Annotated in this window: 23 protein-coding genes and 1 pseudogene; 15 read left to right on the forward strand and 9 right to left on the reverse strand. The window is 70.2% G+C overall.

Translation table 11 applies throughout. From position 1 onward, the window contains the following. Positions 1-90 precede the first annotated feature (90 nt). On the forward strand, positions 91-2,856 hold the full coding sequence (locus K4L06_RS02170; RefSeq protein ID WP_221669829.1) for a valine--tRNA ligase: 2,766 nt from the start codon (positions 91-93) through the stop codon (positions 2,854-2,856). A 269-nt stretch (positions 2,857-3,125) separates the two neighbouring features. Here K4L06_RS02170 and rimI read toward each other — a convergent pair whose 3' ends face one another. From rimI to pssA, 3 genes are read right to left on the reverse strand one after another with little or no spacing between them, the layout of a single operon-like run. Continuing rightward, positions 3,126-3,623, reverse strand: a complete 498-nt coding sequence (gene rimI, locus K4L06_RS02175; RefSeq protein WP_221669830.1) for a ribosomal protein S18-alanine N-acetyltransferase — start codon at positions 3,621-3,623, stop codon at positions 3,126-3,128. After that, complete coding sequence (locus K4L06_RS02180) at positions 3,620-3,970, reverse strand: alanine acetyltransferase (RefSeq protein WP_221669831.1); 351 nt, start codon at positions 3,968-3,970, stop codon at positions 3,620-3,622. The genes rimI and K4L06_RS02180 overlap by 4 nt, the downstream gene beginning before the upstream one ends. Beyond that, positions 3,967-4,752, reverse strand: coding sequence for a CDP-diacylglycerol--serine O-phosphatidyltransferase (pssA, locus tag K4L06_RS02185; RefSeq protein WP_221669832.1), 786 nt, complete (start codon positions 4,750-4,752; stop codon positions 3,967-3,969). Before pssA ends, K4L06_RS02180 begins: the two co-directional genes overlap by 4 nt. A gap of 111 nt (positions 4,753-4,863) precedes the next feature. Between pssA and K4L06_RS02190 the strand changes: the two genes are divergently transcribed. From K4L06_RS02190 to K4L06_RS02205, 4 genes and pseudogenes are all read left to right on the forward strand, one after another. After that, entirely contained in the window at positions 4,864-5,349 is a 486-nt protein-coding gene (locus tag K4L06_RS02190) for a DUF4124 domain-containing protein (protein WP_221669833.1), read from the forward strand. A gap of 140 nt (positions 5,350-5,489) precedes the next feature. Beyond that, entirely contained in the window at positions 5,490-7,205 is a 1,716-nt protein-coding gene (locus K4L06_RS02195) for a proline--tRNA ligase (RefSeq protein WP_221669834.1), read from the forward strand. An 82-nt stretch (positions 7,206-7,287) separates the two neighbouring features. Further along, the gene (locus tag K4L06_RS02200) at positions 7,288-7,458 is read left to right on the forward strand and encodes a hypothetical protein (protein ID WP_221669835.1); all 171 of its coding nucleotides are present in this window, start codon (positions 7,288-7,290) and stop codon (positions 7,456-7,458) included. A gap of 135 nt (positions 7,459-7,593) precedes the next feature. Continuing rightward, positions 7,594-8,046, forward strand: a pseudogene (locus tag K4L06_RS02205) (H-NS histone family protein); the annotation flags it as partial. A gap of 109 nt (positions 8,047-8,155) precedes the next feature. Here K4L06_RS02205 and K4L06_RS02210 read toward each other — a convergent pair. Continuing rightward, positions 8,156-9,406: a threonine/serine exporter family protein gene (locus K4L06_RS02210; protein ID WP_221669837.1), complete on the reverse strand. Its 1,251-nt coding sequence runs from the start codon at positions 9,404-9,406 to the stop codon at positions 8,156-8,158. A 202-nt stretch (positions 9,407-9,608) separates the two neighbouring features. Here K4L06_RS02210 and K4L06_RS02215 point away from each other — a divergent pair, with 202 nt between their 5' ends. The 5 genes from K4L06_RS02215 to K4L06_RS02235 all read left to right on the forward strand — a co-directional run bounded on the left by K4L06_RS02215 (position 9,609) and on the right by K4L06_RS02235 (position 14,243). Further along, on the forward strand, positions 9,609-10,730 hold the full coding sequence (locus K4L06_RS02215) for an MlaE family lipid ABC transporter permease subunit (protein WP_221669838.1): 1,122 nt from the start codon (positions 9,609-9,611) through the stop codon (positions 10,728-10,730). An 82-nt stretch (positions 10,731-10,812) separates the two neighbouring features. Further along, complete coding sequence (locus K4L06_RS02220; protein WP_221669839.1) at positions 10,813-11,658, forward strand: ABC transporter ATP-binding protein; 846 nt, start codon at positions 10,813-10,815, stop codon at positions 11,656-11,658. Then, positions 11,655-12,578: a CPBP family intramembrane glutamic endopeptidase gene (locus tag K4L06_RS02225; RefSeq protein WP_221669840.1), complete on the forward strand. Its 924-nt coding sequence runs from the start codon at positions 11,655-11,657 to the stop codon at positions 12,576-12,578. The genes K4L06_RS02220 and K4L06_RS02225 overlap by 4 nt, the downstream gene beginning before the upstream one ends. 46 nt (positions 12,579-12,624) lie before the next feature. Beyond that, positions 12,625-13,566, forward strand: a complete 942-nt coding sequence (locus K4L06_RS02230; protein ID WP_221669841.1) for an MlaD family protein — start codon at positions 12,625-12,627, stop codon at positions 13,564-13,566. Next, complete coding sequence (locus K4L06_RS02235) at positions 13,563-14,243, forward strand: ABC-type transport auxiliary lipoprotein family protein (protein WP_221669842.1); 681 nt, start codon at positions 13,563-13,565, stop codon at positions 14,241-14,243. Before K4L06_RS02230 ends, K4L06_RS02235 begins: the two co-directional genes overlap by 4 nt. A 47-nt stretch (positions 14,244-14,290) precedes the next feature. Here K4L06_RS02235 and K4L06_RS02240 read toward each other — a convergent pair whose 3' ends face one another. Further along, positions 14,291-14,914, reverse strand: a complete 624-nt coding sequence (locus K4L06_RS02240) for an alpha-ketoglutarate-dependent dioxygenase AlkB (RefSeq protein WP_221669843.1) — start codon at positions 14,912-14,914, stop codon at positions 14,291-14,293. Between the two features lie 243 nt (positions 14,915-15,157). On the opposite strand from K4L06_RS02240, the gene K4L06_RS02245 reads away from it, so the two are divergent. Next, entirely contained in the window at positions 15,158-16,810 is a 1,653-nt protein-coding gene (locus tag K4L06_RS02245) for an electron transfer flavoprotein-ubiquinone oxidoreductase (protein ID WP_221669844.1), read from the forward strand. A 203-nt stretch (positions 16,811-17,013) separates the two neighbouring features. Here the strand turns inward: K4L06_RS02245 and K4L06_RS02250 are convergent, their stop codons facing one another. From K4L06_RS02250 to K4L06_RS02260, 3 genes are all read right to left on the reverse strand, one after another. After that, a complete protein-coding gene (locus K4L06_RS02250) occupies positions 17,014-19,101 on the reverse strand; it encodes a ricin-type beta-trefoil lectin domain protein (protein WP_221669845.1) in 2,088 nt (695 codons plus the stop codon). A 328-nt stretch (positions 19,102-19,429) separates the two neighbouring features. Beyond that, on the reverse strand, positions 19,430-20,062 hold the full coding sequence (locus K4L06_RS02255) for a CoA transferase subunit B (protein WP_221669846.1): 633 nt from the start codon (positions 20,060-20,062) through the stop codon (positions 19,430-19,432). Between the two features lie 155 nt (positions 20,063-20,217). After that, complete coding sequence (locus K4L06_RS02260) at positions 20,218-20,955, reverse strand: CoA transferase subunit A (protein ID WP_221669847.1); 738 nt, start codon at positions 20,953-20,955, stop codon at positions 20,218-20,220. Between the two features lie 131 nt (positions 20,956-21,086). Here K4L06_RS02260 and K4L06_RS02265 point away from each other — a divergent pair, with 131 nt between their 5' ends. Next, positions 21,087-21,998, forward strand: coding sequence for a hypothetical protein (locus K4L06_RS02265; RefSeq protein WP_221669848.1), 912 nt, complete (start codon positions 21,087-21,089; stop codon positions 21,996-21,998). Between the two features lie 89 nt (positions 21,999-22,087). Here the strand turns inward: K4L06_RS02265 and K4L06_RS02270 are convergent, their stop codons facing one another. Further along, positions 22,088-23,500, reverse strand: coding sequence for a mannose-1-phosphate guanylyltransferase/mannose-6-phosphate isomerase (locus K4L06_RS02270; protein WP_221669849.1), 1,413 nt, complete (start codon positions 23,498-23,500; stop codon positions 22,088-22,090). 181 nt (positions 23,501-23,681) lie between these two features. Between K4L06_RS02270 and K4L06_RS02275 the strand changes: the two genes are divergently transcribed. The 3 genes from K4L06_RS02275 to K4L06_RS02285 all read left to right on the forward strand — a co-directional run bounded on the left by K4L06_RS02275 (position 23,682) and on the right by K4L06_RS02285 (position 26,382). After that, positions 23,682-24,497: a D-hexose-6-phosphate mutarotase gene (locus K4L06_RS02275; protein WP_221669850.1), complete on the forward strand. Its 816-nt coding sequence runs from the start codon at positions 23,682-23,684 to the stop codon at positions 24,495-24,497. Between the two features lie 197 nt (positions 24,498-24,694). Continuing rightward, positions 24,695-25,441, forward strand: coding sequence for an electron transfer flavoprotein subunit beta/FixA family protein (locus K4L06_RS02280; protein WP_221669851.1), 747 nt, complete (start codon positions 24,695-24,697; stop codon positions 25,439-25,441). Beyond that, positions 25,441-26,382 (forward strand): electron transfer flavoprotein subunit alpha/FixB family protein, encoded by a 942-nt coding sequence (locus K4L06_RS02285; protein ID WP_221669852.1) that lies wholly within the window; start codon positions 25,441-25,443, stop codon positions 26,380-26,382. Before K4L06_RS02280 ends, K4L06_RS02285 begins: the two co-directional genes overlap by 1 nt. The last annotated feature ends 92 nt before the right edge of the window (positions 26,383-26,474 follow it).

Consider the following 26,474-nt stretch of genomic DNA (forward strand, 5'->3'; position numbering starts at 1 on the left):
GGGAATCGTCAAAGCCCTTCGCCGCCCCCTCCTGCGCTCTTGCTGTTGCCCTACCGACTCCCCATTCTCCATTCTCCATTCCCGGCCCCTATGTCCCTCGCCCCCAGCTACGACCCCAAACAGTTCGAAGCCCGCCTCTACGAACAGTGGGAAAGCAGCGGCGTATTCCAGCCGCGCGGCGAAGGTCCGGCGTACTCGATCCTGCTGCCGCCGCCGAACGTCACCGGCACCCTGCACATGGGCCATGCGTTCCAGCACACCCTGCAGGACGCGCTGATCCGCTACTACCGCATGCGCGGCTACGACACGCTGTGGCAGATGGGCACCGACCACGCCGGCATCGCCACCGAGATGGTGGTGGCGCGCAATCTCAGCCAGGAAGGCCTGACCCGCGACGGCCTGGGCCGCGACGGCTTCATCGAGAAGGTGTGGGAGTGGAAGGCGCATTCGGGCGGCACCATCGAACGGCAGATGCGCCGCCTCGGCGCCTCCGGCGATTGGACCCGCTCGGCCTTCACCATGGACCCGATGGCCTCGCAGGCGGTGATCGAGGCCTTCGTGCGCATGCACGAGCAAGGCCTGATCTACCGCGGCCAGCGCCTGGTCAACTGGGACCCGGTGCTGAAGACCGCGATCTCCGACCTGGAAGTGGTCAACGAAGAAGAAGACGGCTTCCTGTGGTCGATCAGCTACCCGCTGAGCGACGGCAGCGCCACGCTGACGGTCGCGACCACGCGCCCGGAAACCATGCTCGGCGATACCGCAGTGATGGTGCATCCGGACGATGAGCGCTATCAGCACCTGATCGGCAAGAGCGTGACCCTGCCGCTGACCGGGCGCGAGATCCCGGTCATCGCCGACGCCTACGTCGACCGCGAATTCGGCACCGGCGTGGTCAAGGTCACCCCGGCCCACGATTTCAACGACTACGCGGTCGGCCAGCGCCACGGCCTGCCGCTGATCAACATCTTCACCCCCGACGCGACCGTCAACGGCAACGCGCCGGAACGCTTCGTCGGCCTGGACCGCTACGAAGCGCGCAAGGTCGTGCTGGCCGAACTGGAAGCGCAGGGCCTGTTGGTGGAAACCAAGCCGCACAAGCTGCAGGTGCCGCGCGGCGACCGCACCGGCCAGGTGATCGAGCCCTATCTGACCGACCAGTGGTTCGTGCAGATGGACGGCCTGGCCAAGCGCGGCCTGGAACTGGTCGAACAGGGCCAGGTGCGCTTCGTTCCGGGCAACTGGATCAATACCTACCACCACTGGATGGAGAACATCCAGGACTGGTGCATCAGCCGCCAGCTGTGGTGGGGCCACCGCATCCCGGCCTGGTACGACGCCCAGGGCAAGTTCTACGTCGGCCGCGACGAAGCCGATGCGCGCGCCCGCGCCGGCCTCGGCGCCGACGTCGTCCTGACCCAGGACAGCGACGTGCTGGAAACCTGGTTCTCCTCCGGCCTGTGGCCGTTCAGCACCATGGGCTGGCCGGACCAGGCGACGATGGACGCGCGCGGCTTCGAGCGCTACCTGCCGACCTCGGTGCTGGTCACCGGCTTCGACATCATCTTCTTCTGGGTCGCGCGCATGATCATGCTGACCGACCATTTCACCGGCCAGGTCCCGTTCCGCGACGTGTACATCCACGGCCTGGTGCGCGACAAGGACGGGCAGAAGATGTCCAAGTCCAAGGGCAACGTGCTCGACCCGATCGACCTGATCGACGGCATCACCCTGGACGAGCTGGTCGCCAAGCGCACCACCGGCCTGATGCAGCCGAAGATGGCCGAGAAGATCGAGAAGAACACGCGCAAGGAGTTCCCCGAAGGCATCCCGGCCTTCGGCGCCGACGCGCTGCGCTTCACCATCGCCGCGCTCGCCACCCACGGCCGCGACATCAAGTTCGACCTCGGCCGCGCCGAGGGCTATAAGAACTTCTGCAACAAGCTGTGGAACGCGACCCGGTTCGTGCTGATGAACACCGACGGCGCCGGCTTCGCCGGCGCGCCGCAGCCGAAGACCGACGCCGAACGCTGGATCCTGGCCCAATTGGCCAAGGCCGCGGCCGAAGCCGAGACGCACCTGGCCGGCTACCGCTTCGACCTGCTGGCGCAGAGCCTGTACGAATTCGCCTGGAACGCGTTCTGCGACTGGTTCGTCGAGCTGGCCAAGCCGGCGCTGCAGGGCGAGGACCGCGCCGCCGCCGACAGCACCCGCCACACCCTGCTGTACGTGCTCGAGCGCCTGCTCTGCCTGTTGCACCCGCTGATTCCGTTCGTGACCGAGGAGCTGTGGCAGCAGGTCGCGCCCAAGCTCGGCGAGGCCGAATCCACGATCATGCTGCGCGCCTATCCGCAGGCGGCCGAATTCGGCGGCGACTACGCCGGCGCCGAGGCCGACGTGGAATGGCTCAAGGCGATGGTCTCGGCGCTGCGCAAGGTGCGCAGCGAGCTCAACGTCAAGCCGTCCGACCTGGTGCCGCTGCTGCTGGCCAAGGGCGACGCCAGCGACCGCGAGCGCAGCGCGCGCTTCGCCACCCAGCTCAAGTTCCTCAACAAGCTCGAGCGCATCGATTACATCGACGACGTGGCTTCGGCGCCGCCGGCCGCGCCGGCGGTGGTCGGCGAACTGACCCTGCTGGTGCCGCTGCCGGCGGAGAAGCTCGACGCCGAACGCGTGCGCCTGGACAAGGAACGCAAGCGGGTCGAGGGCGAGATCGGCAAGTGCCAGGGCAAGCTGGCCAGCGACACCTTCGTCCAGAACGCGCCGCCGGCGGTGGTCGAGCAGGAGCGCAAGCGCCTGGTCGACTGGACCACGATGCTGGAAGAGCTGGTCGCGCAGCGCGCCAAGCTGGACTGAGCGGCCGCTGCGGTCGCACAGGCGAAAAAGCCGCGGTCATGCCGCGGCTTTTTTGCGTCCGCGCGTTGCTCCTGTAGGAGCGGCGTGAGCCGCGACCACCGCAGCGACGGACGCGAGCGTGGCAGCCGGAGCGCGGATATCCGCGATTAGGGCAGGCAGAGCGGGAAGGGTCGGGGCTTCGGAAGGAGACGTGGTATTTCGTCGCTTCGGTTGTCGCGGCTCACGCCGCTCCTACAGGGGCAGCGTCGCGCTTTGCCGATCCCGAATCCCTAATCCCGTCCCTCGGGCAACAACTCGATCGCCATCACCAGCGCGTCCTCGCGGCCGCCGCGGGCCGGGTAGTAGCGCGGGCGGCGGCCGATCTCGTTGAAGCCTTCGCTGTGGTACAGGGCGATCGCGCCGGCGTTGGAGGGGCGCACTTCCAGGAACACCCGCTCGGCGCCGCGGCCGCGGGCGATCGTGACCAGGGCGCGCAGCAGCTTGCGGCCGAAGCCCAGCCCATGCGCTTCCGGGGCGACGCAGACGTTGAGCACGTGCGCCTCGCCGGCGGCCACGCTCATCAGGAAATAGCCGACGATGCGCTCGTCCTCGACCAGCACCCAGGCCGGGTAATCGGCGCGCAGGCAGTCGCGGAAGATGCCCGGGGTCCACGGGAATTCGTAGGCGCGGATCTCGATCGCATGGACCGCGTCGAGATCGTCTTCGCGCATCGGCCGCAGCGCGGCCGGGGCCGTGGGACGTTCCAGGTCCGAGGCCAGCGCGATCATCGCGGCGCGTTCCCGCGGCGCAGGGCGCGCAGTCGCGGCCACAGCGCGCGCTTGGCGGCCGGGTCGCCGCGCAGCGCGGCGACGTCGAACAGGGCCAGCACCGCCGCGTCGCCGGGCGCGCGGCGCGCGGCGCGCAGCAGGTTGCGCAGCAAGGGGCTGTCGGCGGTCGGCCGGGCCGGGTTCGCCGCAGCGGCGGCCGGGGCAAGCTCCGGCCTGGGCGCGGAAGCGCGCCCGGCGGTCGGCGCGACGGCCGGCGCCGGCTCGGCCTCGTCGCCGGCCAGGCTCAGCACGCTGTGGCCCATCGCCTGCAGCCACTCGCGCTGCTGCGCGCTCCACAGCCCGCTCATGGCGTACCGCCCTCGATCGGCGGCGGCGGCGGAATCCGGCGCACGCGGCGGTAGATCGCCTGCACCGGGCCGGACAACGCGTACGGGGCGAAGATCGCCAGCAGCACCCGCGGCGGGTCGATCGCGATCGCCACCACCACCGCCACCACCACCAGGATCGCCAGGAACGGCACCCGGTCGTTGCGCGGGCCGCTGCCCTTGAAGCTGACGTAGCGCATCCGGCTGACCATCAGCAGGCCGGCCAGCACGGTCACCGCCAGCGCGCCGTAGCGCAACTGCTCGCCGACCAGGCCGAAGCTGTGGCAGGTCCAGACGAAACTGGCGACCAGGCCGGCCGCGGCCGGGCTGGCCAGGCCGATGAACCAGCGCTTGTCGACCTGGCCGACCTGGGAATTGAACCGGGCCAGGCGCAGCGCGGCGCAGGCGGCGTAGAGGAAGGCGCCGACCCAGCCGATCTTGCCGGGGATGACGCCGTCGAGCTTGGTCGACTCCAGCGCCCAGTGGTACATCACCAGCGCCGGCGCCAGGCCGAAGCTGATCAGGTCGGCCAGCGAGTCGTACTGCACGCCGAACTCGCTCTGGGTGTTGGTCAGGCGCGCGACCCGGCCGTCGACGCCGTCGAGGATCGCGGCGATGAAGATCGCCACGCAGGCGTCGTCGAAACGGCCCTGGGTGGCGGCGATGATCGCGTAGAAGCCGGCGAACATGCCGCCGGTGGTGAACAGGTTGGGCAGCAGATAAATGCCGCGTCCGCGGGGGCGGGGCGTGTGATGGGGTTCCATACTGCGAAGTGTAGCGCTTGCCTGCATCCGGACAGGATGCTGCAATCGTAGCTTCCCCCCGCCCGATCGGCGTCTGCCGCCCCGTTCCGCCCGTTGCCCCGGAGCTCCGTCATGTCCCGCCCGACCCGTCCTTCCGCCCGCCGCGCCCTTCCGGCGCTGGGCTTCAGCGCCGCCCTGCTCGTCCTGCTGGCCGCCCCGGTCGCCGCCACCGAGCTGTACCAATGGAAGGACGCCAAGGGCGTCACCCATTACTCCGATTCGCCGCCGCCGAACCAGGCCGGGGTCAAGAACCGGGTGATCAAGAACCGCTCCGGCACCGCCGCCCAGACCGCCACCGCGGCCGACGCGCCGGCGGCCGAGAACCCGCAGTGCGTGACCGCGCGCGGCAACCTCAAGCAGTTGCAGAGCTCGCGCACGGTCGGGGTCGACGCCAACAAGGACGGCAAGCCGGACAACGTGCTCGACGCCCAGCAGCGCGCCGCCCAGGTCCAGTTGGCCGAAGCCGCGGTGCGCGCCTACTGCACCCAGCCGGCCGCGGCGCCGGCCACCGCCACCCCGGCCGCGTCGCGTCCGGCCGCCTCGCAGGGCGACGCCTGAGCGAGCCCCGCTGAGCGCCGGAGCCGCCCGGCGCGGCTTCGGCGCCCGCGCCGGGGTACAGGCCCCGGCCCGGTTCGCGAACGAGCCCGGCGCGCCGGCATGGCAAACTGTTCGCTTTCCCCATCCGCGAACCCCTGCCGATGCGCCTGTCGCAGTTCCATCTCCATACCAGCAAGGAAACCCCCGCCGAGGCCGAGATCGTCAGCCACAAGCTGATGCTCAAGGCCGGCATGATCCGCAAGCTCGCCGCCGGCCTGTACACCTGGTCGCCGCTGGGCCTGCGCGTGCTGCGCAAGGTCGAGCGCGCGGTGCGCGAGGAGATGAACGCCGCGGGCGCGATCGAAGTGCTGATGCCGGCGGTGCAGCCCAAGGAACTGTGGGAAGAGACCGGGCGCTGGGAGAAGTTCGGCGGCCAGTTGCTGAAGATGCAGGACCGCAAGGAGGCCTGGTACTGCTACGGGCCGACCCATGAAGAGGTCGTCACCGACTTCGCCCGCAACGAGCTGGCCAGCTACAAGCAGCTGCCAGTCAACTTCTACCAGATCCAGACCAAGTTCCGCGACGAAATCCGGCCGCGCTTCGGGGTGATGCGCGCGCGCGAGTTCCTGATGAAGGACGCCTACTCCTTCCACGTCAGCGACGAGGACCTGGGCCGCGAATACCGCAACATGTACGACACCTACGGCCGCATCTTCACCCGCCTGGGGCTGAAGTACCGCGCCGTGTTCGCCGACACCGGCGCGATCGGCGGCAGCGCCTCGCACGAGTTCCATGTCCTGGCCGACTCCGGCGAGGACGCGATCGCCTTCTCCGACGGTTCCGACTACGCCGCCAACGTCGAACTGGCCGAAGCGGTGGCGCCGGGCCCGCGCCCGGCCGCGGCCGAGGCGATGCGCAAGGTCGACACGCCGACCCAGAAGACCTGCGAGGACGTCGCCGCCCTGCTCGGCATCGAGCTGGCGCGCACGGTCAAGTCGGTCGCGATCGTCGGCGCCGACGCCGACGGCCAGGCGCAGTTCGCCCTGGCGCTGGTGCGCGGCGACCACGCGGTCAACGAGATCAAGCTGTCCAAGCTGGCCGGCCTGGCCGAGTACCGCCTGGCCAGCGAAGCCGAGATTCTCGAGCACCTCGGCGCCCAGCCGGGTTTCCTCGGCCCGGTCGCGCCGGCCAAGCCGGTGCGGGTGATCGCCGACCGCAGCGTCGCCGCGCTGGCCGACTTCGTGGTCGGCGCCAACGACAACGGCTACCACCTGGCCGGGGTCAACTGGGGCCGCGACCTGGCCGAACCGGCCGAGGTCGCCGACATCCGCAACGCGGTCGCCGGCGATCCGTCGCCCGACGGCCAGGGCACCCTCGGCATCGCCCGCGGCATCGAGGTCGGCCACGTGTTCCAGCTCGGCCGCAAGTACGCCGAAGCGATGAAGCTCAGCGTGCTCGACGAGACCGGCAAGGCCGCGACCCCGGCGATGGGCTGCTACGGCATCGGCGTGTCGCGGATCGTGGCAGCCGCGATCGAGCAGAACTTCGACGACGCCGGCATCGCCTGGCCGGAAGCGATGGCGCCGTGGCAGGCGGTGGTGTGCGTGATCAATCCCAAGAACGACGCCGCCGTCGCCGAGGCCGCGCAGGCGCTGTACCGCGACCTGCTCGCGGCCGGCGTCGACGCCGCGCTCGACGACCGCGGCCTGCGCCCGGGGGCGATGTTCGCCGACATGGAACTGATCGGCGTGCCGCACCGGGTGGTGGTGTCCGAGCGCGGCCTGGCCGCGGGCAGTTTCGAATACCGCCACCGCCGCGCCGCCGAGGCGGAGAATCTCGACCGCGCCGCGGTTCTGGCCCGGATCGCCGGCGCCTGAGGCGACGGTTGCCGATTACCCGCGCCGCGGCGCGGGTAATCCTCCGGCGCCGCCGCAGATAGCGTGCCGCGGCGCACCGGTAATGATGTTCGAAAATATGACGGCAGGCACGCTTTATCGCCCGCCCCGCCGCGCCGATTTTCGTCGCGGCGATGCCGCCGGCCTCGCCGCGCGGCCGCCGCGAAAGCGCCGCGCCCGCGAAAAAACCGATGATTCCGAACGCCGCTGGATTAACCGCTGCCGTTCGCACTAATCGTGCCAACCGACTGCGAATCCGCAAGCGAATATGTCGCGACCATCGGCACATTTACGCCCGGGGTATGTCCCTCTATTATGCTGGCCGCGCGCCAGGGACTGGCCGTATTCCGTCCATACTCCCGGAGGCTTCATGACGATCGATATTTCCTCGTTGTCCGCCAAAGAACTCGAATCCCTGATCAGCCAGGCCAAGAAGCGCAAGACCACGCTCAACAAGCGCAAGCCGCTTGCTGCGGTGCGCAAGAAAATCGCCCAGCTGATCAAGGCCGAGGGCTACACCGCCGAAGAACTGTTCGGCGCCGCGGCCGCGCCGCGCGCCGCCAAGGCCGGCCCCAAGGCCGCCAAGCCGGCCGCCGCCGGCGCGCGCAAGGCGCGCAAGCCGCTCGGCAAGGTCGCGCCGAAGTACCGCAACCCGGCCAATACCGGCGAAACCTGGACCGGCCGCGGCAAGCAGCCGCGCTGGCTGGCCGCCTATACCGCCGCAGGCCGCAAGCTCGACGATTTCCTGATCAAGTAACCGGCCTCGGCCACAGGCGCCGGCAGTAGCCGGCGTTTTCTATTGCGCCGGCGAAAATCGGCCGCGCCGCTGCCCGGGGGAGCGGCGCGGCGGATTCGGTCCGCCAGGGAATCGAAGCCGGCCGGATTCGGCCGGGGACGGAAGGCGGCCGGATCGGACCCCGGTGGAAGCCGGATCAGAGATTGCGCCGCGCCGGCAGCAGCAGATTGCCGAATATCAGCCCGGCGATCAGCGCCAGCAGGATATTGACCACCGCCAGTATCGCGTCCTGGCCGACGTGGACGTCCTGCTGCTGCAGCATGGTCAGCAGCCCGCGCAGGCTCACGCTGCCGGGCACCAGCAGGATGATTCCGGGCACCCGGATGATCGCGCCGGGCCGATTGCCCCAGCGCGCATAGGCGTTGCCCAGCGCGGTCATGACCAGCGCGGCGAGGAAAATCCCGGCCGGATTGCCCCAGGCCAGGCCGCCGAAACGCGAGATCAGATAACCGCCCGCGGCCGCCGCCATCACCTTGGGATAATCGCGGCGATCGGCGCGGAACAATACCGCGAAGGCATAGGCCGATACCGCCAGGCCGCACCACTCCACCCAGGAATCCTGCGGACGCCAGGCCCGCACCACCGGCTCCAGGCCGATCAGGTCGGCCAGGTACAGCCCGATCACCGTGCCCACCGCGAGTTTGACCACGGTGGTGACCGCGCCGGCGAAGCGCGCCGTGCCCGACACCAGGTGCTGGCTGGTCAGCTCGTTGACCGCATTGGTCAGCGCCATACCGGGCAGCAGCACGATCAGCGAGGCGATGATCACCGTGTTCTGGTTCAGCGGGGCGACGAAGTTGGCCGCCAGCACGGTCGCCGCGGCGGCGAACACGCCGGCGATCGCCTCCAGCGCCTCGCGCAGGCGCGGGCGCTGGCCGGAGAAGTCGACCAGCAGGCCGATCATCAGGCCGTTGACCGCGGCCACGCCGATGTCCAGCCACGGCAGGCGCAGCAGGCTGGCCACCGCGCCGGCGGCCAGGCCGTAGGCGATCACCTGCATCGCCCGCCAGCGCCGGGTGCGCGGCCGGTCCAGCGCCTCCAGGGCGGCATGGCCGGCGGCCAGGTCCAGCCGCCCGGCCATGACCTCTTCGGCGATGCGGTCGGTTTCGCTGAGCCGGTACAGATCGTTCTCGCCCGGCGGCAGGCGGATGACCCGGGTGGTGTCGCTGTCGCCCAGCGGCCGTTGCGGATCGCTGAAGGTCAGGATCAGCCCGGTCGGGTTGGACCAGGGTTCGCATTCCAGGCGCAGCTTCTGCGCCACCGCGGTCACCGCCGCCTCCAGGCGCTGGGCGGTGGTGCCGTAGCTGTGCAGGCGCTCGGCCAGCTCGACCACGAAGGCGATGCGGGCCGCGTAGCTGGTGGCGCTGAGCGGATGCGGGACGGACATAGCCGCGAAGCATCGCATGCGCGCGCGCCGCTGGGCAGACGCGGCGCCGGATCGGTGCATGCGGCAGTCAGGCGGACGCGGCCGGTCGCGGCGCAGCGCGTCCGGCATGCCGCGCTGCACTCGGCTCCGCACGCCCCCGCACGGCCGCACACCCGACACTCACCTGTCCGCTTCTAGCCTGTATTCTCCCGCCCGAGAGCCTATGACCGCACCGACCTCGCACGCGCCGGAAATCGCCGCCGACGGCCAAGCGCCTTCGCGCCTGCGCCTGTCCGGCTGCTGGACGCTGGAACATGCCCTGCGCATCGGCGAGGCGCTCAAGCACGCGCCGGAAGGCGCGACCGAGATCGACGCGCGCGGGGTCGAGCGCCTGGACTCGGTCGGCGTGCTGCAGCTGATGCGCTACGCGCGCCGCCACGAACTCGATTTCGACGCCGCGTTCTCCTTCCACGACAGCCACCGCGCCCTGGTCAGCGCGATCGAGGACGTCGCCGACGAGCGGCCGAAGAAGAAGCGCGAATACGGCTTCCAGGCCGCGCTGGCGCGGCTCGGCTTCGCGGTCACCGACAACTGGAAGGAAGTGCTGGCCCTGGTCGCCTTCTTCGGCGAAACCCTGGTCAAGATGCTGCGGCTGTTCAAGAGCCCGGGGCGCTTCCGGCCGACCGCGACCGTCCACCACATGGAGCAGGTCGGCCTCGACGCGGTGCCGCTGATCGCCCTACTGTGCTACCTGGTCGGCGCGGTGGTGGCCTTCCTCGGCTCGACCATCCTCAAGGACTTCGGCGCGACCATCTTCGTGGTCGAACTGGTCAGCATCGCCTTCCTGCGCGAGTTCGGCGTGCTGCTGACCGCGATCGTGCTGGCCGGCCGCACCGCCAGCGCCTTCACCGCGCAGATCGGCGCGATGGTCAGCCGCGAGGAGGTCGACGCGATCCGCACCCTGGGCATGGACCCGATCGACCTGCTGGTGATCCCGCGCGTGCTGGCGCTGCTGGTGATGCTGCCCCTGCTGACCTTCATCGCCATGGTCGCCGGCCTGCTCGGCGGCCTCACCGTCGGCGCCTACGGCCTGGACATCCCGCCGCAGCAGTACCTGGCGCGGATGCACGACACCATGCAGCTGCGCCACTTCCTGGTCGGCATGAGCAAGGCCCCGGTGTTCGCCCTGCTGATCAGCCTGATCGGCTGCCTGGAAGGCCTGCAGGTCAAGGGCACCGCGCAATCGGTCGGCGAACGCACCACCTCCAGCGTGGTCCAGGCGATCTCGCTGGTGATCGTGCTCGACGCGTTCTTCGCGATCTGGTTCATGGAGATGGGCTGGTGAGGCCGGGAATGGGGAATCGGGAATCGGGAATCGGCGAAAAGCGCGCCTCGCCCGCGTTCCTGCACGTCGCGAGGTACTCGCTGTGACGATTCCCGATTCCCGTTTCCCGATTCCCGGCGAAGCCGGCGACGACGTGATCATCCGCATCCGCGGCCTGGTCAACCAGTTCGGCGAACAGCGCGTGCACGACGGGCTGGACCTGGACGTGCGCCGCGGCGAGATCATCGGCGTGGTCGGCGGCTCGGGCACCGGCAAGTCGGTGATGATGCGCTCCATCCTCGGCCTGCGCCGGCCCGACGCCGGCGAGATCGAGGTGCTCGGCATCGACGCGCGCACCCCCGATCCGCGCCTGCGCCGCGAGATCGAACGCAATACCGGGGTGCTGTTCCAGGACGGCGCGCTGTTCTCCTCGCTGACCGTCGGCGAGAACGTGCAGGTGCCGCTCAAGGAGTACCACGGCGAACTGCCCGACTCGCTGCGCTACGAACTGGCCCTGCTCAAGGTCAAGCTGTCGGGGTTGCCGGCCGATGCGATCGACAAGCTGCCCTCGCAATTGTCCGGCGGCATGCGCAAGCGCGCCGGCCTGGCGCGCGCGCTGGCGCTGGACCCGCCGCTGCTGTTCCTCGACGAGCCCACCGCCGGCCTCGACCCGATCGGCGCGGCCGCCTTCGACCGCCTGATCCGCACCCTGCAGCAGGCGCTGGGCCTGACCGTGTTCCTGATCACCCACGACCTCGACACCCTGTACGCGATCTGCGACCGGATCGCGGTGCTCGCCGACAAGAAGGTGGTCGCCTGCGCGCCGATCGAGGAGGTCGAGCGGCTCGACCATCCCTGGGTGCAGGAGTACTTCCACGGCCCGCGCGCGCGCGCCGCCCAGGTCGCGCGCGAGCGCAACCTCCGCGACGCCGACCCGGCCGGCGCATGAGCGGCTGGCCCCTCGACCCGGCGCAACTGCCGAGCCTGGCCGCCTGGGGCGTGCTGTGCCTGGCCGCGGCCCTGCTGTGGTGGCCGCGCGCACATACGCTCAGCGCGGCCCTGCTCGCCGCTGCGGTCGGCGCCGGCTTCGCCCTGGGCCTGCTCGCGCTGCCGGCGCTGGCCGCCTTCGCCCTGCTCGGCCTGGCCGCCTGGCTGGTGCGGCCGGCGCGGGCCCGGCCGGCGCGGATCGCCGGCCACACGCTGTTCGTCGTGGTCGCGTTCGCGCTCGGCCTGCACCTGATGCCGGGCTTCCACAACCCGCAACTGGCCGACGGCCTGCAGCTCAGCGCCGGCGCCGCGCCGATGTCGCTGTACCTCAACTTCGACAAGCCGCTGGCCGGGTTCTGGCTGCTGCTGTGCTGGATCGGCGCCAGCGCCCGCCACAAAGGCGGCGGCGATGTCGCCGCGCCGGCGCATTCGCCGCTGCTCGGCGCCGGTGCGGGCGCGGTCCTGGGCGCCGGCGCGATCGGCGCGGGCGCCGCCGCCCTCGCCTGCCTGGGCCTGGCCCTGCTGCTGGGGGTGGTGGCCTGGGCGCCGAAATGGCCGGCTTTCGCCCCGCTGTGGGCGGCCAACAACCTGCTGCTGGTGGCGCTGACCGAAGAAGCGATGTTCCGCGGCTATCTGCAGCAGGCGCTGCAGCAACGCTGGCGCGCGCTGCGCCACGGCGACGCCCTGGCGATCGCGGTGTCGGCGCTGGCCTTCGGCCTGGTCCATGCCGGCGGCGGCGCGCGCTGGGTGCTGCTGGCGACCCTGGCCGGGCTGGCCTATGGCTGGGCCTACCGCCGCGGCGGCCTGTTGGGCGCGGTGTTGGCCCACTTCGGGCTGAACTTCATTCATTTCACCGCGTTTACCTATCCCATGCTGGCATGATGCCGGCCAAAGCGGCGGCGACGCCCAGTCGCACTGAAGGTGCCTGATGGAAACCAAGGCCAATTACGTCCTGATCGGCGCGTTCACGATCCTCGTGACGCTGTTCCTGCTGCTGTTCGCGTTGTGGGCGGCGAAGTACTCCTCCGAACGCAGTTGGCGCGAGTACGCGGTGATCTTCAACGAGCCGGTGACCGGCCTGTCCGAAGGCAGCACCGTGCAATACAACGGCATCTCGGTCGGCACCGTGCAGCAGCTGAGCCTGGCCCCGGACGACCCGCGCCGGGTCATCGCCAAGCTGCGCCTGCAGGCCGACGCGCCGATCAAGACCGACACCCGCGCCAAGCTGTCGATGACCGGCATCACCGGCAGCCCGATCATCCAGCTCACCGGCGGCAGCCCGAACAGCCCGGCCCTGGCCGACGCCGAGCGCGGCAGCGAGATCCCGATCATCCAGACCGAGGCCTCGGCGCTGCAGAACATCGCCGACACCGCCAACCGCCTGGTCGCGCGCCTGGACCAGGTGCTCAGCGACGAGAACGTCCAGCACGTGTCCAAGACCCTGGCCAACATCGAGACCCTGACCGGCTCGATCGCCGACCAGCGCGACGACCTGCGCGCGCTGATCGCCAACGCGCGCAAGTCCAGCGAGCAGCTCAGCGCGACCCTGGACACCACCAACCGCGCGGTCGAGACCGTCGACCGCGAGATCGCCGGCAAGCTGCCGGGAATCGTCTCCAAGCTCGACAGCACCCTGACCAAGCTCGATTCGGCCGCCACCGGCGCCAACGGCATCCTCAACGACAACCGCGCCGCGATCAGCAGCTTCGCCAACGACGGCCTGGCCCAGCTCGGCCCGACCCTGGCCGAGTTGCGCGTGCTGGTGCGCGACCTGCGCCGGATCAGCGATCGTCTCGACAGCAACCCGACCCGCTACCTGCTCGGTCGCGACGCCACCAAGGAATTCGAACCGGAGCCGGCCGCCCGATGATCCGCATCCCGACCCTGACCCCGTCCGCCGCGCGCCGCCCGGCGCCGTTGCGCGCGCTCGCCGCCGCGCTGTTCGCCGTCGCCCTGCTCGGCGGCTGCTCGATCCTCGACGAGAAGCCGAAGAACCCGACCACCCAGTACGCGCCGGATCCGCGCGTGCCGGACGACCCGGCCTGGCCGCAGGCCGACTGGCAACTGTCGCTGACCGCGCCGACCGCCGCGCGCATGATCGACAGCCTGCGCATCGCGGTGCGCCCCAACGGCGACGAGTTCCAGGTCTACAAGGGCGCGGCCTGGGCCAAGCTGCCCAGCGCGATGATCGAGGACGCCTTGCTGCGCACCCTGGAAGACTCCGGCAAGATCGCCGCGGTCGCGCGCCAGGGCAGCGGCATCGGCGCCGACTACAAGCTGGTGCTGGACTTGCGCCGGTTCGAATCCGACTACGCCGGCCAGGCGCTGCCGTCGGCGGTGATCGAGCTCAACGCCAAGCTGCTGCACAACGCCGACCAGAAAGTGGTCGCGCAACGCACCTTCCTGCAATCGACCCCGTCCGCGAGCACCCAGGTCGGCGACGTGGTCGCCGCGTTCGAGCGCTCGCTGACCGCGACCACCGGCGAGTTGGCCGGCTGGACCTTGAGTTCGGGCGAAGCGCACGAGAAGGCCGCGCACAAGCGCTGAGGCGAGAAGCGAGCGCGCAGGAAACAGGAACGAGTAATCGGCTCTACTTAACCACTCGTTCCCCTCCACTCGTTCCCGCCTTTCGCCGGCCGAATCCAGCGGAACGTCAGATTGATCCGTTCGCCCACCGGCCGCGCCGTGCGCGGCAAGGCATGGCGGTAATTGGCCTGGGTCGCTCCGGCCATCACCAGCAGGCTGCCGTGGCCGAGTTCGAGCGCGCCCTTGAGGCCGTCGCGGCGGCGGTGCTTGAGCGCGAACCGGCGCGTCGCGCCCAGGCTCAGCGAAGCGATGACCGGCGCCGGTCCGAGTTCGGGTTCGTCGTCGCTGTGCCAGCCCATCGCATCGCGACCGTCGCGGTAGCGATTGGCCAGCACGCTGTTGAAGGCCACGCCGAGCTCCTCGCTCAATCGCGACCGCAGCGACGCCAGCGCCGGCGGCCAAGGCCGCGGCTCGAACAGCGCGCCGGAATAGCGATAGCGCGCCTCGGCGTCGCCGATCCAACTGCTCAGCCGCGGCGAATCGTGCTCGCGCCCGAACAAGCGGATCCGGTGCACTTCCCAATCGATCTCCTCGCGCAAGGCCGCGAACAGCGCGTCGGCCGGCTCGCGCGCCAACCAGTGCGAATCGAAGCTCAGTTCGGCGTCTTCCAGCGGCAGTCGTTGCAGGGTCATGAACCACGCTAGCACGCGGCCGGCGCGCGCCGCGTTCCGGATCCTGCGCCGCCGCGGGCGGGCGCCTTGCATACGCCGTCCGCCGCCCGGGCCGCGGACGCCCGCAGGCTCGCGCCTGAAACCGCATTCAAGCCGTTTTAAACGCGACGCCGGCCGCGGGCCGCGGGATCCGCGCCGTCCCGGCTTGGCGCTGCCGGCGCAAACCCGCGACAATGGCGTATTGCACGCCAGAGTCCCGCCAGCATGAGCGAACAGCCGATCGACACGGTCCAGCCGTCCGACACGCCAGCCATCGAAATCGAACGCGACGTCATGGAGTACGACGTCGTCACCGTCGGCGCCGGTCCCGCCGGCCTGTCCTTCGCCATCCGGCTCAAGCAGCTCAATCCCGAGATCTCGGTCTGCGTGATCGAGAAGTCGAGCACCATCGGCGCGCACATCCTGTCCGGCGCGGTCATCGAGACCGGCCCGCTCGACGCGCTGCTGCCGAACTGGCGCGACAATCCGCCGCCGATCTGCGTGCCCGCGACCGAGGACGAGTTCTGGCTGCTCAGCAAGACCGGCGGGCGCAAGCTGCCGGTGCCGCCGGGCATGAACAACCACGGCAACGTGATCGTCAGCCTCGGCGCGATGTGCGCCTGGCTGGCGCCGCAGGCCGAGGCGCTGGGGGTCGAGATCTATCCCGGCTTCGCCGCCGCCGAAACCCTGCACGACGCCGACGGCCGCGTCGCCGGCGTGCGCATCGGCGACATGGGCGTCGCCAAGGACGGCAGCCACAAGCCCGGCTTCACCGCCGGCATCGACATCCGCGCCAAGGTCACCGTGTTCGCCGAAGGCGCGCGCGGCCACCTGACCAAGCGCCTGATCAAGCGCTTCAAGCTCGACGCCGACAGCGACCCGCAGGGCTATTCGATCGGCATCAAGGAACTGTGGCAGGTGCCCGAAGACCGGGTCACCCCGGGCAAGATCGTGCACAGCTTCGGCTGGCCGGCCGACAGCCATACCTACGGCGGCAGCTTCCTGTACCACCTGGACAAGGGCCGGATCGCGCTGGGCTACGTCAGCGGCCTGGATTACCGCGACCCGGACTACAAGCCCTGGGAAGCGTTCCAGCAATGGAAGAACCACCCGATGGTCAAGCCGCTGCTGGACGGCGGCAACCTGGTCTCCGCCGGCGCGCGCGCGATCGTCACCGGCGGCTTCCAGTCGTTGCCGAAGCTGGAAATGCCCGGCGCGCTGCTGATCGGCGACACCGCCGGCCTGCTCAACGTGCCCAAGATCAAGGGCACCCACCAGGCGATCCGCAGCGGCATGCTCGCCGCCGAGCACCTGGCCGGCGCGGAACTGTCGCCGCAGGGCTTCGACGCCAAGCTGCGCGGCTCCGAGGTGATGAGCGAGCTGAAGAAAGTCCGCAACATCAAGCCGGGCTTCAAGCGCGGACTGTGGTTCGGCATGCTCAACGCGGCCTGGGAAACCCTGACCGGCGGCGCTTCGCCGTGGACGCTGAAGAACAAGCCCGACTGGTCCTCGCTGCAGAAGCTCGGCGAGGCCGAACAGCCCAAGCGCGATTACCTGGAGCGCAGCCTGGTCCCGCGCGACCGCCTGGCCGCGGTGTACTTCGCCGCGACCGAGCACGACGAAGACCAGCCGGTGCACCTCAAGGTCGCCGACACCAACGTCTGCGTGACCCGCTGCGCCGAGGAATACGGCAACCCCTGCACCCGCTTCTGCCCGGCCGGCGTGTACGAAATCGTCGAAGAAGCCGGCGCCAAGCGCCTGCAGATCAACGCCGCCAACTGCGTGCACTGCAAGACCTGCGACATCAAGGACCCGTACGAGATCATCAACTGGGTCACCCCGGAAGGCGGCTCGGGGCCGAACTACCAGAACCTTTGAGCGCAGCGGCGGCCGAGCGTCGCCGCGCCGCCCGGAACCGAACGGCGCGATCGATCCGACCGCGCCGTTCGCGTTTTCGGCGCGCGCCGGGTTGCGCCGGATCGCAACCTGCGCCCGGCGCGATGCCCACGGCGCAAAAAAAGACACCGCGCGCAGGCTGCGCGCGGTGTCCCTCAGAGCGCTCGGTTACCGCCCGCGCCGCTTTACTTCCAGTGGAAGGTCCACTGCTGGTTCAAGCCGCGATGGCAGTCCCACATGTGCACCCGCGAGCCGTTGTACTGGCCGTAGCCCGGATCGTCGATGCAGCGGTCGCTCAGCCGGCTGCGGATTTCGCCGCGCAAGGCCCAGGACTGGTGCGCCAGACCGTTGCACGACCACATCCGCACGCTGGCGCCATTGTCCGAACGCCCGTCGGCGACTTCCAGGCAGTTGCCGCCGTAGCCCAGCAGCTGGCCGCCCGGCCCCAGACGCCATTTCTGGTTCGCCGCGCCGCTGCAGTCCCACAATTGCACCGGCGTGCCCGGCCAGGTGCCGCTTCCGGCCACATCCAGGCACTTGCCGTCCTTGCCCTTGATCTCGCCGGTCGCCGGGTTGTACGCCCAGGTCTGATGAGCGCCGTTGCTGCTGTCCCAGATCTGCACCCGGTTGCCGTTCGCCGATGAACCTGCGATCAGATCGAGTACGCGCCCGCCGTTGGCGACGATCGCGATCGAATTGAAGTACCAGGCCTGGTTGCTGGTCCCGTTGGCGTCCCACAGCTGCAGTTGGGATCCGTTGGCGGTGCCGTAGGCCACGATGTCCAGCACCCGACCGCTGGCGACGCCGGCGATAGCGGCCAGATTGTTGGCGAACGACCACTGCTGGTGCGTCTCGCCGCTGCAGTCCCAAACCTGGATCGCGGAGCCGGCGCTGGAGGACTTGCCGCGCACGTCGAAACACTTGCCGCCGACGCCCACGATCCAACCGGCGCGCGGCATGTCCGCGATCGCGGTCGCGCGGAAGGTCGCGATGATCGGCATGGTCTGCGCCAGCGCGCGCGCGTTGTCGGCCCAGTCGGCCACGCCGCAAGGCTGACCGCCGCAGAAGGTGATGCGCGGATTGGAGAACGCCAGATAGCCCGGCTGGCCCGAGTCGCCGTACGCCATGATGGTGTGGAACGACACCGGGCTGCTCTGCTTGTGCCCGAACGCGTAGGCGAACGCGCCATACTGCAGCGTGCCGCTCGAACTGGCGGTGGCGCGGTCGTGCTGCGCGCCCATGTTGTGGCCCATCTCGTGAGCCAGGGTGTCGTCGCTGCAGAAATACGTGGTGCCGCCGCTGCCCGCGTCGCGGCCGTCGCTGACCACCGAATAGCCGTTGCCGGCGTCGGCCGCGCTGATGGCGCGTTGGCCGCCGCCGATCAGCCAGGCGATGCCGCAGCCGCTGTTTTCCGGCTCGTTGAACTTGCGCACCAGCGACACCAGATCGGCGCCGTATTGATCGCGCGCGGCGCGCAAGGCGTTGAACGCCGGATCCACCGGCACCGTGCGGGTGCCGGTCAGGGCTTCCAGGGTATCGCCGTTGTCGGTGTTGTCGGCGTAGTTCACCTGCACGGTGTGCACCAACCGCACTCGCGCGTCGAGCTGGCTGTTGCGATAGCCGTTGTTGGCGACCTCGACCAGATAGTTCAACCGGGTCACCGCTTGCGAACTGCCGCCCAGGCCGGCGGCGAAGCCGTTGGTGTAGCCGAGCACGACGTCGATGGTGGTCGAACCGACCGCGGCGGCGGCCGAGGCGGTCGGCGCGCCGGCGGCGACCGGCGCCGACGACGCCCCTGCCGCCGCCTTGGGCGGCAGCAGGTAGTCGGGCTTGCTCGGCCGGGTCGCGCTGTTGTCGATCTGGGCGATCTTGGTCGGGTCGGTTTCCACCAGCCAGGCTTGGCCGTCGCGCAGGGTCAGCCGCAGCGGCGCCTTGCCCGGTTGGGCGATGCGGCCGAACGCGGCGCGGTCGCCGAAGGTGATGATGGCCTGGTCGGCCGCGGCGCCGTGTTCGAGTTGGCCGACCCAGGTCCAGTCGCCGGAGGCGTGCTCGACATGGCGCTGGTAGCGGAATTGCAGCTTTTCGCCCGTGGGCGCGGTCAGGCTGAGCCGGCCGCCGACGATCGCGGCGATCGCGTGCGCTTCGCTGAGGTCGGCGCGATGCCAGGTATAGGCGCCGTCGCGGACCGCCGGTACCTGCCTTGGATAGGCGACCAGATCGCCGCGGTCGGGCAGCTTGGCGAAGCCCTGTCCCGATACCCGCGGGGCGGGCAAGCGCCAGGGCGCGGTACGGTAGGCGCGGGCGGTAGCCGACGCGGATGCCGGCGCGCCGTCGGCCGCGGCGGCCTGCGTTTGGGCCGAAGCGGCCGTATTCCGACCGGAGTCGGAGGACGAACAGCCGGCCACGAACAAGGCCAGCATCCCCAGAGAAAACCACTTGCGCATTGCGAACCGACCGGAAAAGAACAGCGAGCCATCCTGCATGGCCGGTTCATACACTTCAATGACCGCTCGTGCGGCCCGCCACGCTGAATGCGATGAATGTCTCAATTCGCACTCAGCGTCGCGGCGCGTGATCGGCGCGACCCGCGTATTCGGCCGTTCAGGCGGCCAGCAGGGGCACGCCGGTCTTGGTCCGCAGTTCGTCTTCGTTCACCCCCGGCGCGGCTTCGACCAGGACCAGGCCGCGCTCGGTCACGTCCATGACCGCCAGCTCGGTGATGATCCGGTTGACCACGCCCAGGCCGGTCAGCGGCAGGGTGCACTCGGGCAGGATCTTGTGTTCGCCGTTCTTGGCGGTGTGCTCCATCAGCACCACCACCCGCTTGACCCCGGCGACCAGGTCCATCGCCCCGCCCATGCCCTTGACCATCTTGCCGGGCACCATCCAGTTGGCCAGGTCGCCCTTGCCGGTGACCTGCATCGCGCCGAGGATCGCCAGGTCGATATGGCCGCCGCGGATCATCGCGAAGCTGTCGTGGCTGCCGAAATAGCTGGCGCCGGGGCGCGCGGTGACGGTCTGCTTGCCGGCGTTGATGAGGTCGGCGTCGACTTCGTCCTCGCTCGGGAACGGGCCGATGCCGAGCAGGCCGTTCTCGGACTGCAGCCACACGTCCATGCCCTCGGGAATGAAGTTGGCCACCAGGGTCGGCAGACCGATGCCGAGATTGACGTAAGCGCCGTCGGTGAGTTCCTGCGCGGCGCGCTGCGCCATTTGATCGCGGGTCCAGGGCATGGGGATTCGTCTCTGTATTGAGGTCGAGCCTGCGGCGGTGCCGCGAAGCGTCGATGGTTTTCAGGAACGAGTGAAGAGGAAACAGGAACGAGTGGCGGCCAGAGGCTCGACTCGTTCCTCGTTACTTCCGACTCGTTGCTCGCTTCTGCGGCCGCTCAGCCGGCCCGCACCGTGCGCTGTTCGATGCGCTTCTCGGGCGTGGCATTGACCACGATGCGGTCGACGTAGATGCCCGGCAGATGCACTTGGTCGGGGTCGAGCTGGCCGATCTCGACCAGTTCCTCGACCTCGGCGATGCAGACCTTGCCGGCCATCGCGCAGGCCGGATTGAAATTGCGCGCGGTCTTGCGGAACACCAGGTTGCCGGCCTTGTCGGCCTTCCACGCCTTGACCAGCGAGACGTCGGCCTTGAGCGCGGTTTCCATCACGTAATGGTGGCCGTCGAACTCGCGGGTTTCCTTGCCCTCGGCCACCACCGTGCCGTAGCCGGTGCGGGTGAAGAAGGCCGGAATGCCGGCGCCGCCGGCGCGCAGGCGCTCGGCCAGGGTGCCCTGCGGATTGAACTCGAGCTCGAGTTCGCCGGACAGGAACTGGCGCTCGAACTCCTTGTTCTCGCCGACGTAGGACGAAATCATCTTCTTGATCTGGCGCGTTTCCAGCAGCAGGCCGAGGCCGAAACCGTCGACGCCGGCGTTGTTGGAGATCGCGGTCAGGCCCTTGGCGCCGCTGTCGCGCAGCGCGCCGATCAGCGCCTCGGGAATGCCGCACAGGCCGAAGCCGCCGACGGCCAGGGTCTGCCCGTCGGCCACTACGCCCTGCAGGGCGGTCTGCGCGTCGGGGTACAGCTTGCTGTTCGCGCCGCGGGCGGGCGACGCGGGGGTGGCCTGGGCCATGGGACAACTCCTTTGCGGGATGGGCGAAGTTTAGCCTGCCGCCAACGACGGACGTAGCGGACTTTCGGGCAATACCGCGACAATGCCGGCACCGCCCCGCCCTTTCGCCGCGCCGACGCTAGACTTGCGCCATGAGCCGAATCGCCCTGGTCACCGCCATCGCCGCCCTCGGACAGGACCACGACCTGCTGCCGTTGCAGCGGGCCTGCGCCGACCTCGGCCTGAGCGCCGAGACCCGCGCCTGGGACGACCCGAGCGTGGCCTGGAGCCGATACGACGCCGTATTGCTGCGTTCGCCCTGGGACTACACCGAGCGCCTGGACGAGTTCCTCGACTGGTGCGCGCGCGCCGATGCCGCCGCGCGCCTGCTGAACCCGCTGCCGGTGGTGCGCTGGAACAGCGACAAGCATTACCTGGCCGACCTGGCCGCGCGCGGCGTGCCGGTGGTGCCCAGCGCCTTCGTCGAGCCCGACGCGGACCCCTTGCCGGCGTTGCAGGAGTTCCTCGCTGCGCACCCCGAGTGCGAGGAGTTCGTGGTCAAGCCCGCGGTCAGCGCCGGCTCGCGCGACACCCAGCGCTATGCGCGCGCGCAGGAGTTCGCCGCCGCCAACCACGTCGCGCGCCTGCTCGACGACGGCCGCAGCGTGCTGCTGCAGCCGTACCTGGCCTCGGTCGACCGCGACGGCGAAACCGCGCTGATCCACGTCAACGGCGCCTTCAGCCATGCGATCCGCAAGGGCGCCATGCTGCATCGCGACGACGCCCTGAACCTGCGCGCCAGCGAACGCATCGCCGCGCGCGAAGCCGGCGAGGACGAACGCACCGTGGCCCTGCACGCGCTCAGCGCCGCCAGCGCCCGGCTCGACCTGGAAGAGCCGCTGCTGTACGCCCGGGTCGACCTGATCCGCGACGGCGAGGGTCGCCCGCAGCTGCTGGAACTGGAGCTGTGCGAACCGTCCCTGTTCTTCGCCCACGCCCCGGGCAGCGCGGCGCGGTTCGCCGAGGCGCTGGCGGAGTTGCTGCAGACCATCGCTGCATCCTGAGCCGCGGGCGCGTATCGCCCGGCCGTCCGGACCCCGCAAACGAGAAGACCGGCCGAAGCCGGTCTTCCGTCGAAACTCGCCCGCGCCGGTCAGGACCGCCCGTACACGTCCTCAAGGCGGACGATATCGTCCTCGCCCAGATAGCCGCCGGACTGCACCTCGATCAGCTCGACCGGCTCGGTGCCGCGGTTGCGCAGCCGGTGCGCGCTGCCGAGCGGAATGTAGGTGCTCTGGTTCTCGTGCAGGTCGAACACGCGCTCGTCGCAGGTGACCTCGGCCACCCCGGACACGACGATCCAGTGTTCGGCGCGATGGGCGTGCTTCTGCAGGCTCAGCGCCGCGCCCGGCTTGACCACGATGCGCTTGACCTGGAAGCGCGCGCCGACGTCGATCGAGTCGTAATAGCCCCACGGCCGGTACACCTTGCGGTGGAACAGGTGCTCCTGGCGGCCGGCCTTCTTCAGCTTGTCGACGATGGTCTTGACGTCCTGGACCCGGTCCTTGCGCGCGACCAGGGTCGCGTCGGGCGTATCGACGATGACCAGGTCTTCCACGCCGATGGTCGCGATCAGGCGCCGCTCGGACGCGCGCACCAGGCTGTCGCGGGTGTCGAGCGAGATCACGTCGCCTTCGTAACGGTTGCCGTCGTCGTCGCGCTGCGCGACCGACCACAGCGACGACCAGGAGCCGATGTCGCTCCAGCCGCAGCTGACCGGCACCACCGCGGCGCGCTCGGTCTTCTCCATCACCGCGTAGTCGATCGAATCGCTGGGGCTGGCGGCGAAGGCTTCGGCCTCGACCCGGATGAAATCCAGGTCGCTGCGGGCGCGGGCATAGGCCTGGCCGGCGGCGGCGCGGATCGCCGGCGCCCAGCGCGCGAGCTCTTCCAGGTAGCGCGCGGCGCGGAACAGGAACATGCCCGAATTCCAGGCATAGGTGCCCTCCGCCAGGTAAGCCTGAGCGGTGGCCAGGGCCGGCTTCTCGACGAAACGGGCGACGCGGTAGCCGCCGTCGCCGAGGGCTTCGCCGCGGGCGATGTAGCCGTAGCCGGTTTCCGGATAGTCCGGCTGGATGCCGAAGGTCACCAACCAGCCCTGGTCGGCCAGCGCGGCGGCGCGCCCGACCGCGGCGCGGAACGCCGATTCGTCTTCGATCAGGTGGTCGGCCGGCAGCACCAGCATCACCGCCTCGGGATCGCGCGCCAGCAGGTGCTCGGCCGCCAGCGCGATCGCCGGCGCGGTGTTGCGCGCGGTCGGCTCGAGCAGGATGCCGCCGCTGCCGACGCCGATGCCCTGCAACTGTTCGCCGACCATGAAGCGATGGGCGTCGGCGCAGACCGTGACCGGCGCGCCGGTGTCGGGCAGCGCGCAGGCGCGCAGCACCGTTTCCTGGAACAGCGACCGGTCGCCGATCAGCGACAGGAACTGCTTGGGCTGGTTCTCGCGCGATAGCGGCCACAGGCGCGAACCGCTGCCGCCGCTCAATACGACAGGATGAAGCATCCCGGCTCCGCGAAGCATGGAGGAGCGGCAAGAATAGCCCGGCCGCCGCTGCGCGGCTGCACCCGCGCTGAAGCGCCGCGCCGCCCGCCCCACTCGGCAATACCCCCGCAGCGCGCCCGGCCGCGCCGTTAGAATGCGCCGCCGCCCGGCCGTCGCCGGGCCTTCGCCGAGGAACCACCGCATGGCCGCGCCTGCAGCCCCGATCCGCCTGGCCGGTCCGGCCGACAGCGAGCTGCAGGCGACCGCGTTCGGCGCGCAGCTGTTGTCCTGGCGTTGCCGCGGCCGCGAGCGTCTGTACCTGAGCCCGCGCGCGGACTTTTCCGGCGCGGCGATCCGCGGCGGCGTGCCGGTGATCTTCCCGCAGTTCGCCTCGCACGGGCCCGGCCCGCGCCACGGCTTCGCCCGCACCCGCGACTGGCGTGCGTTGCCGACCGACGCACGCATCCCGCGGCTGGCGTTCGCGCTCGACGACGACGAAGCGACACGGGCGCTGTGGCCGCACCGTTTTCAGGCCGTGCTGGAGGCCGAAGCCGAACCGGACCGGCTGCATATCGGCCTGAACGTGCGCAATCGCGGCGACGACGCGTTCGAATTCACCGTCGCGCTGCATACCTATCTGCGCGTCGACGACCTCGCCGGCGTGCGTCTGGAAGGCCTGGAAGACCGTCCTTACCTGGACTCGGCCGCGGCCGGTCGCGCCTGCCCCGCCGCCGCAACGCCGCTGCGTTTCGAGGGCGAACTCGACCGCATCTATCCCGATGCGCGCGCGCCGCTGCGTTTGTGCGACGGTGAGCACGTCCTGCGCGTGGAAGCGCAGGGCTTCGCCGACGCGGTGGTGTGGAATCCCGGCGCCGCGCTGGCGGCGGGGATGGCCGACCTGGGCCAGGACGAGCAGCGCCGATTCGTCTGCGTCGAAGCCGCCCGCATCGTCGAGCCGGTGCGGCTGGCGCCGGGCGAGTCCTGGCGCGGCCGGCAGAGCCTGATCGTCGAGAGCTGAACCGCAGCCGCGCCGGCCACCGTGCGGCCGGCGCCGATCCGGAACGGAACCGTGCCCATGCCCTGGGTTTCGACGCCGTCCGGCCTCTGCGCCGAGCCCGGCGCAGCCCCCGGCGACTGCGGCCGACTCCCGTCTCCGCTAGAATTGGGGGTTCTCGGCCGCCCGCGGCCAGCACCCCCACAAGGAACCCCCGCACGATGAAGATCCTCGTCGGTTACAAGCGCGTGGTGGACTACAACGTCCGCATTCAGGTCAAGCCGGATGGCTCCGGCGTGGTCACCGACGGCGTCAAGCTGTCGGCCAATCCGTTCGACGAAATCGCCCTGGAAGAAGCCCTGCGCCTGCGCGACAAGGGCATCGCCACCGAGGTCGTGGTGGCGACGATCGCCCCCGCCGACGCCCAGGCCCACCTGCGCAACGGCCTGGCCATGGGCGCCAACCGCGCCGTGCATGTAGTCAGCGACCAGCCGATCCAGCCGCTGACCGCCGCGCGCGCCCTGCTCAAGCTGATCGAGAAGGAACAGCCGGACCTGGTCATCCTCGGCAAGCAGGCGATCGACGACGACGCCAACCAGACCGGCCAGATGCTCGCCACCCTGTGGGGCCGCCCGCAGGCGACCTTCGCCTCCAAGCTCGACGTCGAAGCCGGCAAGGCCACGGTCGTGCGCGAAGTCGACGCCGGCCTGGAAACCCTGGAAGTCGACCTGCCGGCGGTGGTCACCACCGACCTGCGCCTCAACGAGCCGCGCTTCATCAAGCTGCCGGACATCATGAAGGCCAAGAGCAAGCCGCTGGAGACGATCCAGTTCGGCGAGCTCGGCGTCGATACCGGCGACACGCTCAAGACCACCCATTACGCCGCGCCGGCCAAGCGCAGCAAGGGCGTGATGGTCAAGGACGCGGCCGAACTGGTCGCCGCACTCAAGGCTAAGGGGCTGCTGTAATGAGCAAGGTACTCATCGTCGCCGAACACCTGCAGGGCAAGCTCAACGCCTCGACCGCCAAGTGCGTGTCGGCCGCGCAGGCGCTCAAGCCCGAATCCATCGACATCGTCGTGCTCGCCGCCGACCCGGCCGGCGTCGCCGCCGAAGCCGCGCAGATCGCCGGCGTCGCCCGCGTGCTGACCGTGGCCAACCCGGCCAACGCCGATGCCGTCGCCCAGGTCCAGGCGCCGCAGATCGCCGCGCTGGGCAAGGGCTACAGCCACGTGTTCGGCCCCTCGACCACCTTCGGCAAGGACCTGATGCCCTGCGTCGCGGCCCTGCTCGGCGTGTCGCAGGTCTCCGACGTGATGGCGGTCGAAGGCAGCCACACCTTCAAGCGCCCGATCTACGCCGGCAACGCCATCGTCACCGTCGAAGCTCCGGCCGATCATGCCGTGGTCGCCACCGTGCGCACCGCGTCGTGGCCGGAAGCGGCCAAGGGCGGCAGCGCCGCGGTCGAAGCCGCGGCGGTCGACGCCGCGCTTCCGACCCACACCCGCTACCAGGGCCTGGCCGCCGGCAAGTCCGACCGTCCCGACCTGCAGAGCGCCAAGCGCGTGGTGTCCGGCGGCCGCGGCGTCGGCTCGGCGGACAACTTCAAGATCATCTACGACTTCGCCGACAAGCTCGGCGCGGCGGTCGGCGCCTCGCGCGCCGCGGTCGACGCCGGCTATGTGCCGAACGAGCTGCAGGTCGGCCAGACCGGCAAGATCATCGCTCCGGAGCTGTACGTCGCGGTCGGCATCAGCGGCGCGATCCAGCACCTGACCGGGATCAAGGACGCCGGCACCATCGTCGCGATCAACAAGGACGGCGATGCGCCGATCTTCGAGATCGCCGACATCGGCCTGGTCGGCGACCTGTTCAAGCTCCTGCCGGAACTGGAAGCGGCGCTGGCCTGAGCGCATGGCCGCACCCGGCCGCGCCGCGCTCATGCCGCGGCGACGGTCGCCAGGGCAAACTGGCCGGCACGGGTTCGCCCGTGCCGGCTGCG

The sequence above is a fragment of the Lysobacter sp. BMK333-48F3 genome (assembly GCF_019733395.1).
Lineage (GTDB): Bacteria > Pseudomonadota > Gammaproteobacteria > Xanthomonadales > Xanthomonadaceae > Lysobacter.

What these genes read in the sequence shown, in the direction of transcription:
- K4L06_RS02170 (WP_221669829.1), top strand. Translation starts at nt 91, where the DNA reads ATGTCCCTCGCCCCCAGCTACGACCCCAAACAGTTCGAAGCCCGCCTC.
- rimI (WP_221669830.1), bottom strand. Translation starts at nt 3,623, where the DNA reads ATGATCGCGCTGGCCTCGGACCTGGAACGTCCCACGGCCCCGGCCGCG.
- K4L06_RS02180 (WP_221669831.1), bottom strand. Translation starts at nt 3,970, where the DNA reads ATGAGCGGGCTGTGGAGCGCGCAGCAGCGCGAGTGGCTGCAGGCGATG.
- pssA (WP_221669832.1), bottom strand. Translation starts at nt 4,752, where the DNA reads ATGGAACCCCATCACACGCCCCGCCCCCGCGGACGCGGCATTTATCTG.
- K4L06_RS02190 (WP_221669833.1), top strand. Translation starts at nt 4,864, where the DNA reads ATGTCCCGCCCGACCCGTCCTTCCGCCCGCCGCGCCCTTCCGGCGCTG.
- K4L06_RS02195 (WP_221669834.1), top strand. Translation starts at nt 5,490, where the DNA reads ATGCGCCTGTCGCAGTTCCATCTCCATACCAGCAAGGAAACCCCCGCC.
- K4L06_RS02200 (WP_221669835.1), top strand. Translation starts at nt 7,288, where the DNA reads ATGATGTTCGAAAATATGACGGCAGGCACGCTTTATCGCCCGCCCCGC.
- K4L06_RS02210 (WP_221669837.1), bottom strand. Translation starts at nt 9,406, where the DNA reads ATGTCCGTCCCGCATCCGCTCAGCGCCACCAGCTACGCGGCCCGCATC.
- K4L06_RS02215 (WP_221669838.1), top strand. Translation starts at nt 9,609, where the DNA reads ATGACCGCACCGACCTCGCACGCGCCGGAAATCGCCGCCGACGGCCAA.
- K4L06_RS02225 (WP_221669840.1), top strand. Translation starts at nt 11,655, where the DNA reads ATGAGCGGCTGGCCCCTCGACCCGGCGCAACTGCCGAGCCTGGCCGCC.
- K4L06_RS02230 (WP_221669841.1), top strand. Translation starts at nt 12,625, where the DNA reads ATGGAAACCAAGGCCAATTACGTCCTGATCGGCGCGTTCACGATCCTC.
- K4L06_RS02235 (WP_221669842.1), top strand. Translation starts at nt 13,563, where the DNA reads ATGATCCGCATCCCGACCCTGACCCCGTCCGCCGCGCGCCGCCCGGCG.
- K4L06_RS02240 (WP_221669843.1), bottom strand. Translation starts at nt 14,914, where the DNA reads ATGACCCTGCAACGACTGCCGCTGGAAGACGCCGAACTGAGCTTCGAT.
- K4L06_RS02245 (WP_221669844.1), top strand. Translation starts at nt 15,158, where the DNA reads ATGAGCGAACAGCCGATCGACACGGTCCAGCCGTCCGACACGCCAGCC.
- K4L06_RS02255 (WP_221669846.1), bottom strand. Translation starts at nt 20,062, where the DNA reads ATGCCCTGGACCCGCGATCAAATGGCGCAGCGCGCCGCGCAGGAACTC.
- K4L06_RS02260 (WP_221669847.1), bottom strand. Translation starts at nt 20,955, where the DNA reads ATGGCCCAGGCCACCCCCGCGTCGCCCGCCCGCGGCGCGAACAGCAAG.
- K4L06_RS02265 (WP_221669848.1), top strand. Translation starts at nt 21,087, where the DNA reads ATGAGCCGAATCGCCCTGGTCACCGCCATCGCCGCCCTCGGACAGGAC.
- K4L06_RS02270 (WP_221669849.1), bottom strand. Translation starts at nt 23,500, where the DNA reads ATGCTTCATCCTGTCGTATTGAGCGGCGGCAGCGGTTCGCGCCTGTGG.
- K4L06_RS02275 (WP_221669850.1), top strand. Translation starts at nt 23,682, where the DNA reads ATGGCCGCGCCTGCAGCCCCGATCCGCCTGGCCGGTCCGGCCGACAGC.
- K4L06_RS02280 (WP_221669851.1), top strand. Translation starts at nt 24,695, where the DNA reads ATGAAGATCCTCGTCGGTTACAAGCGCGTGGTGGACTACAACGTCCGC.
- K4L06_RS02285 (WP_221669852.1), top strand. Translation starts at nt 25,441, where the DNA reads ATGAGCAAGGTACTCATCGTCGCCGAACACCTGCAGGGCAAGCTCAAC.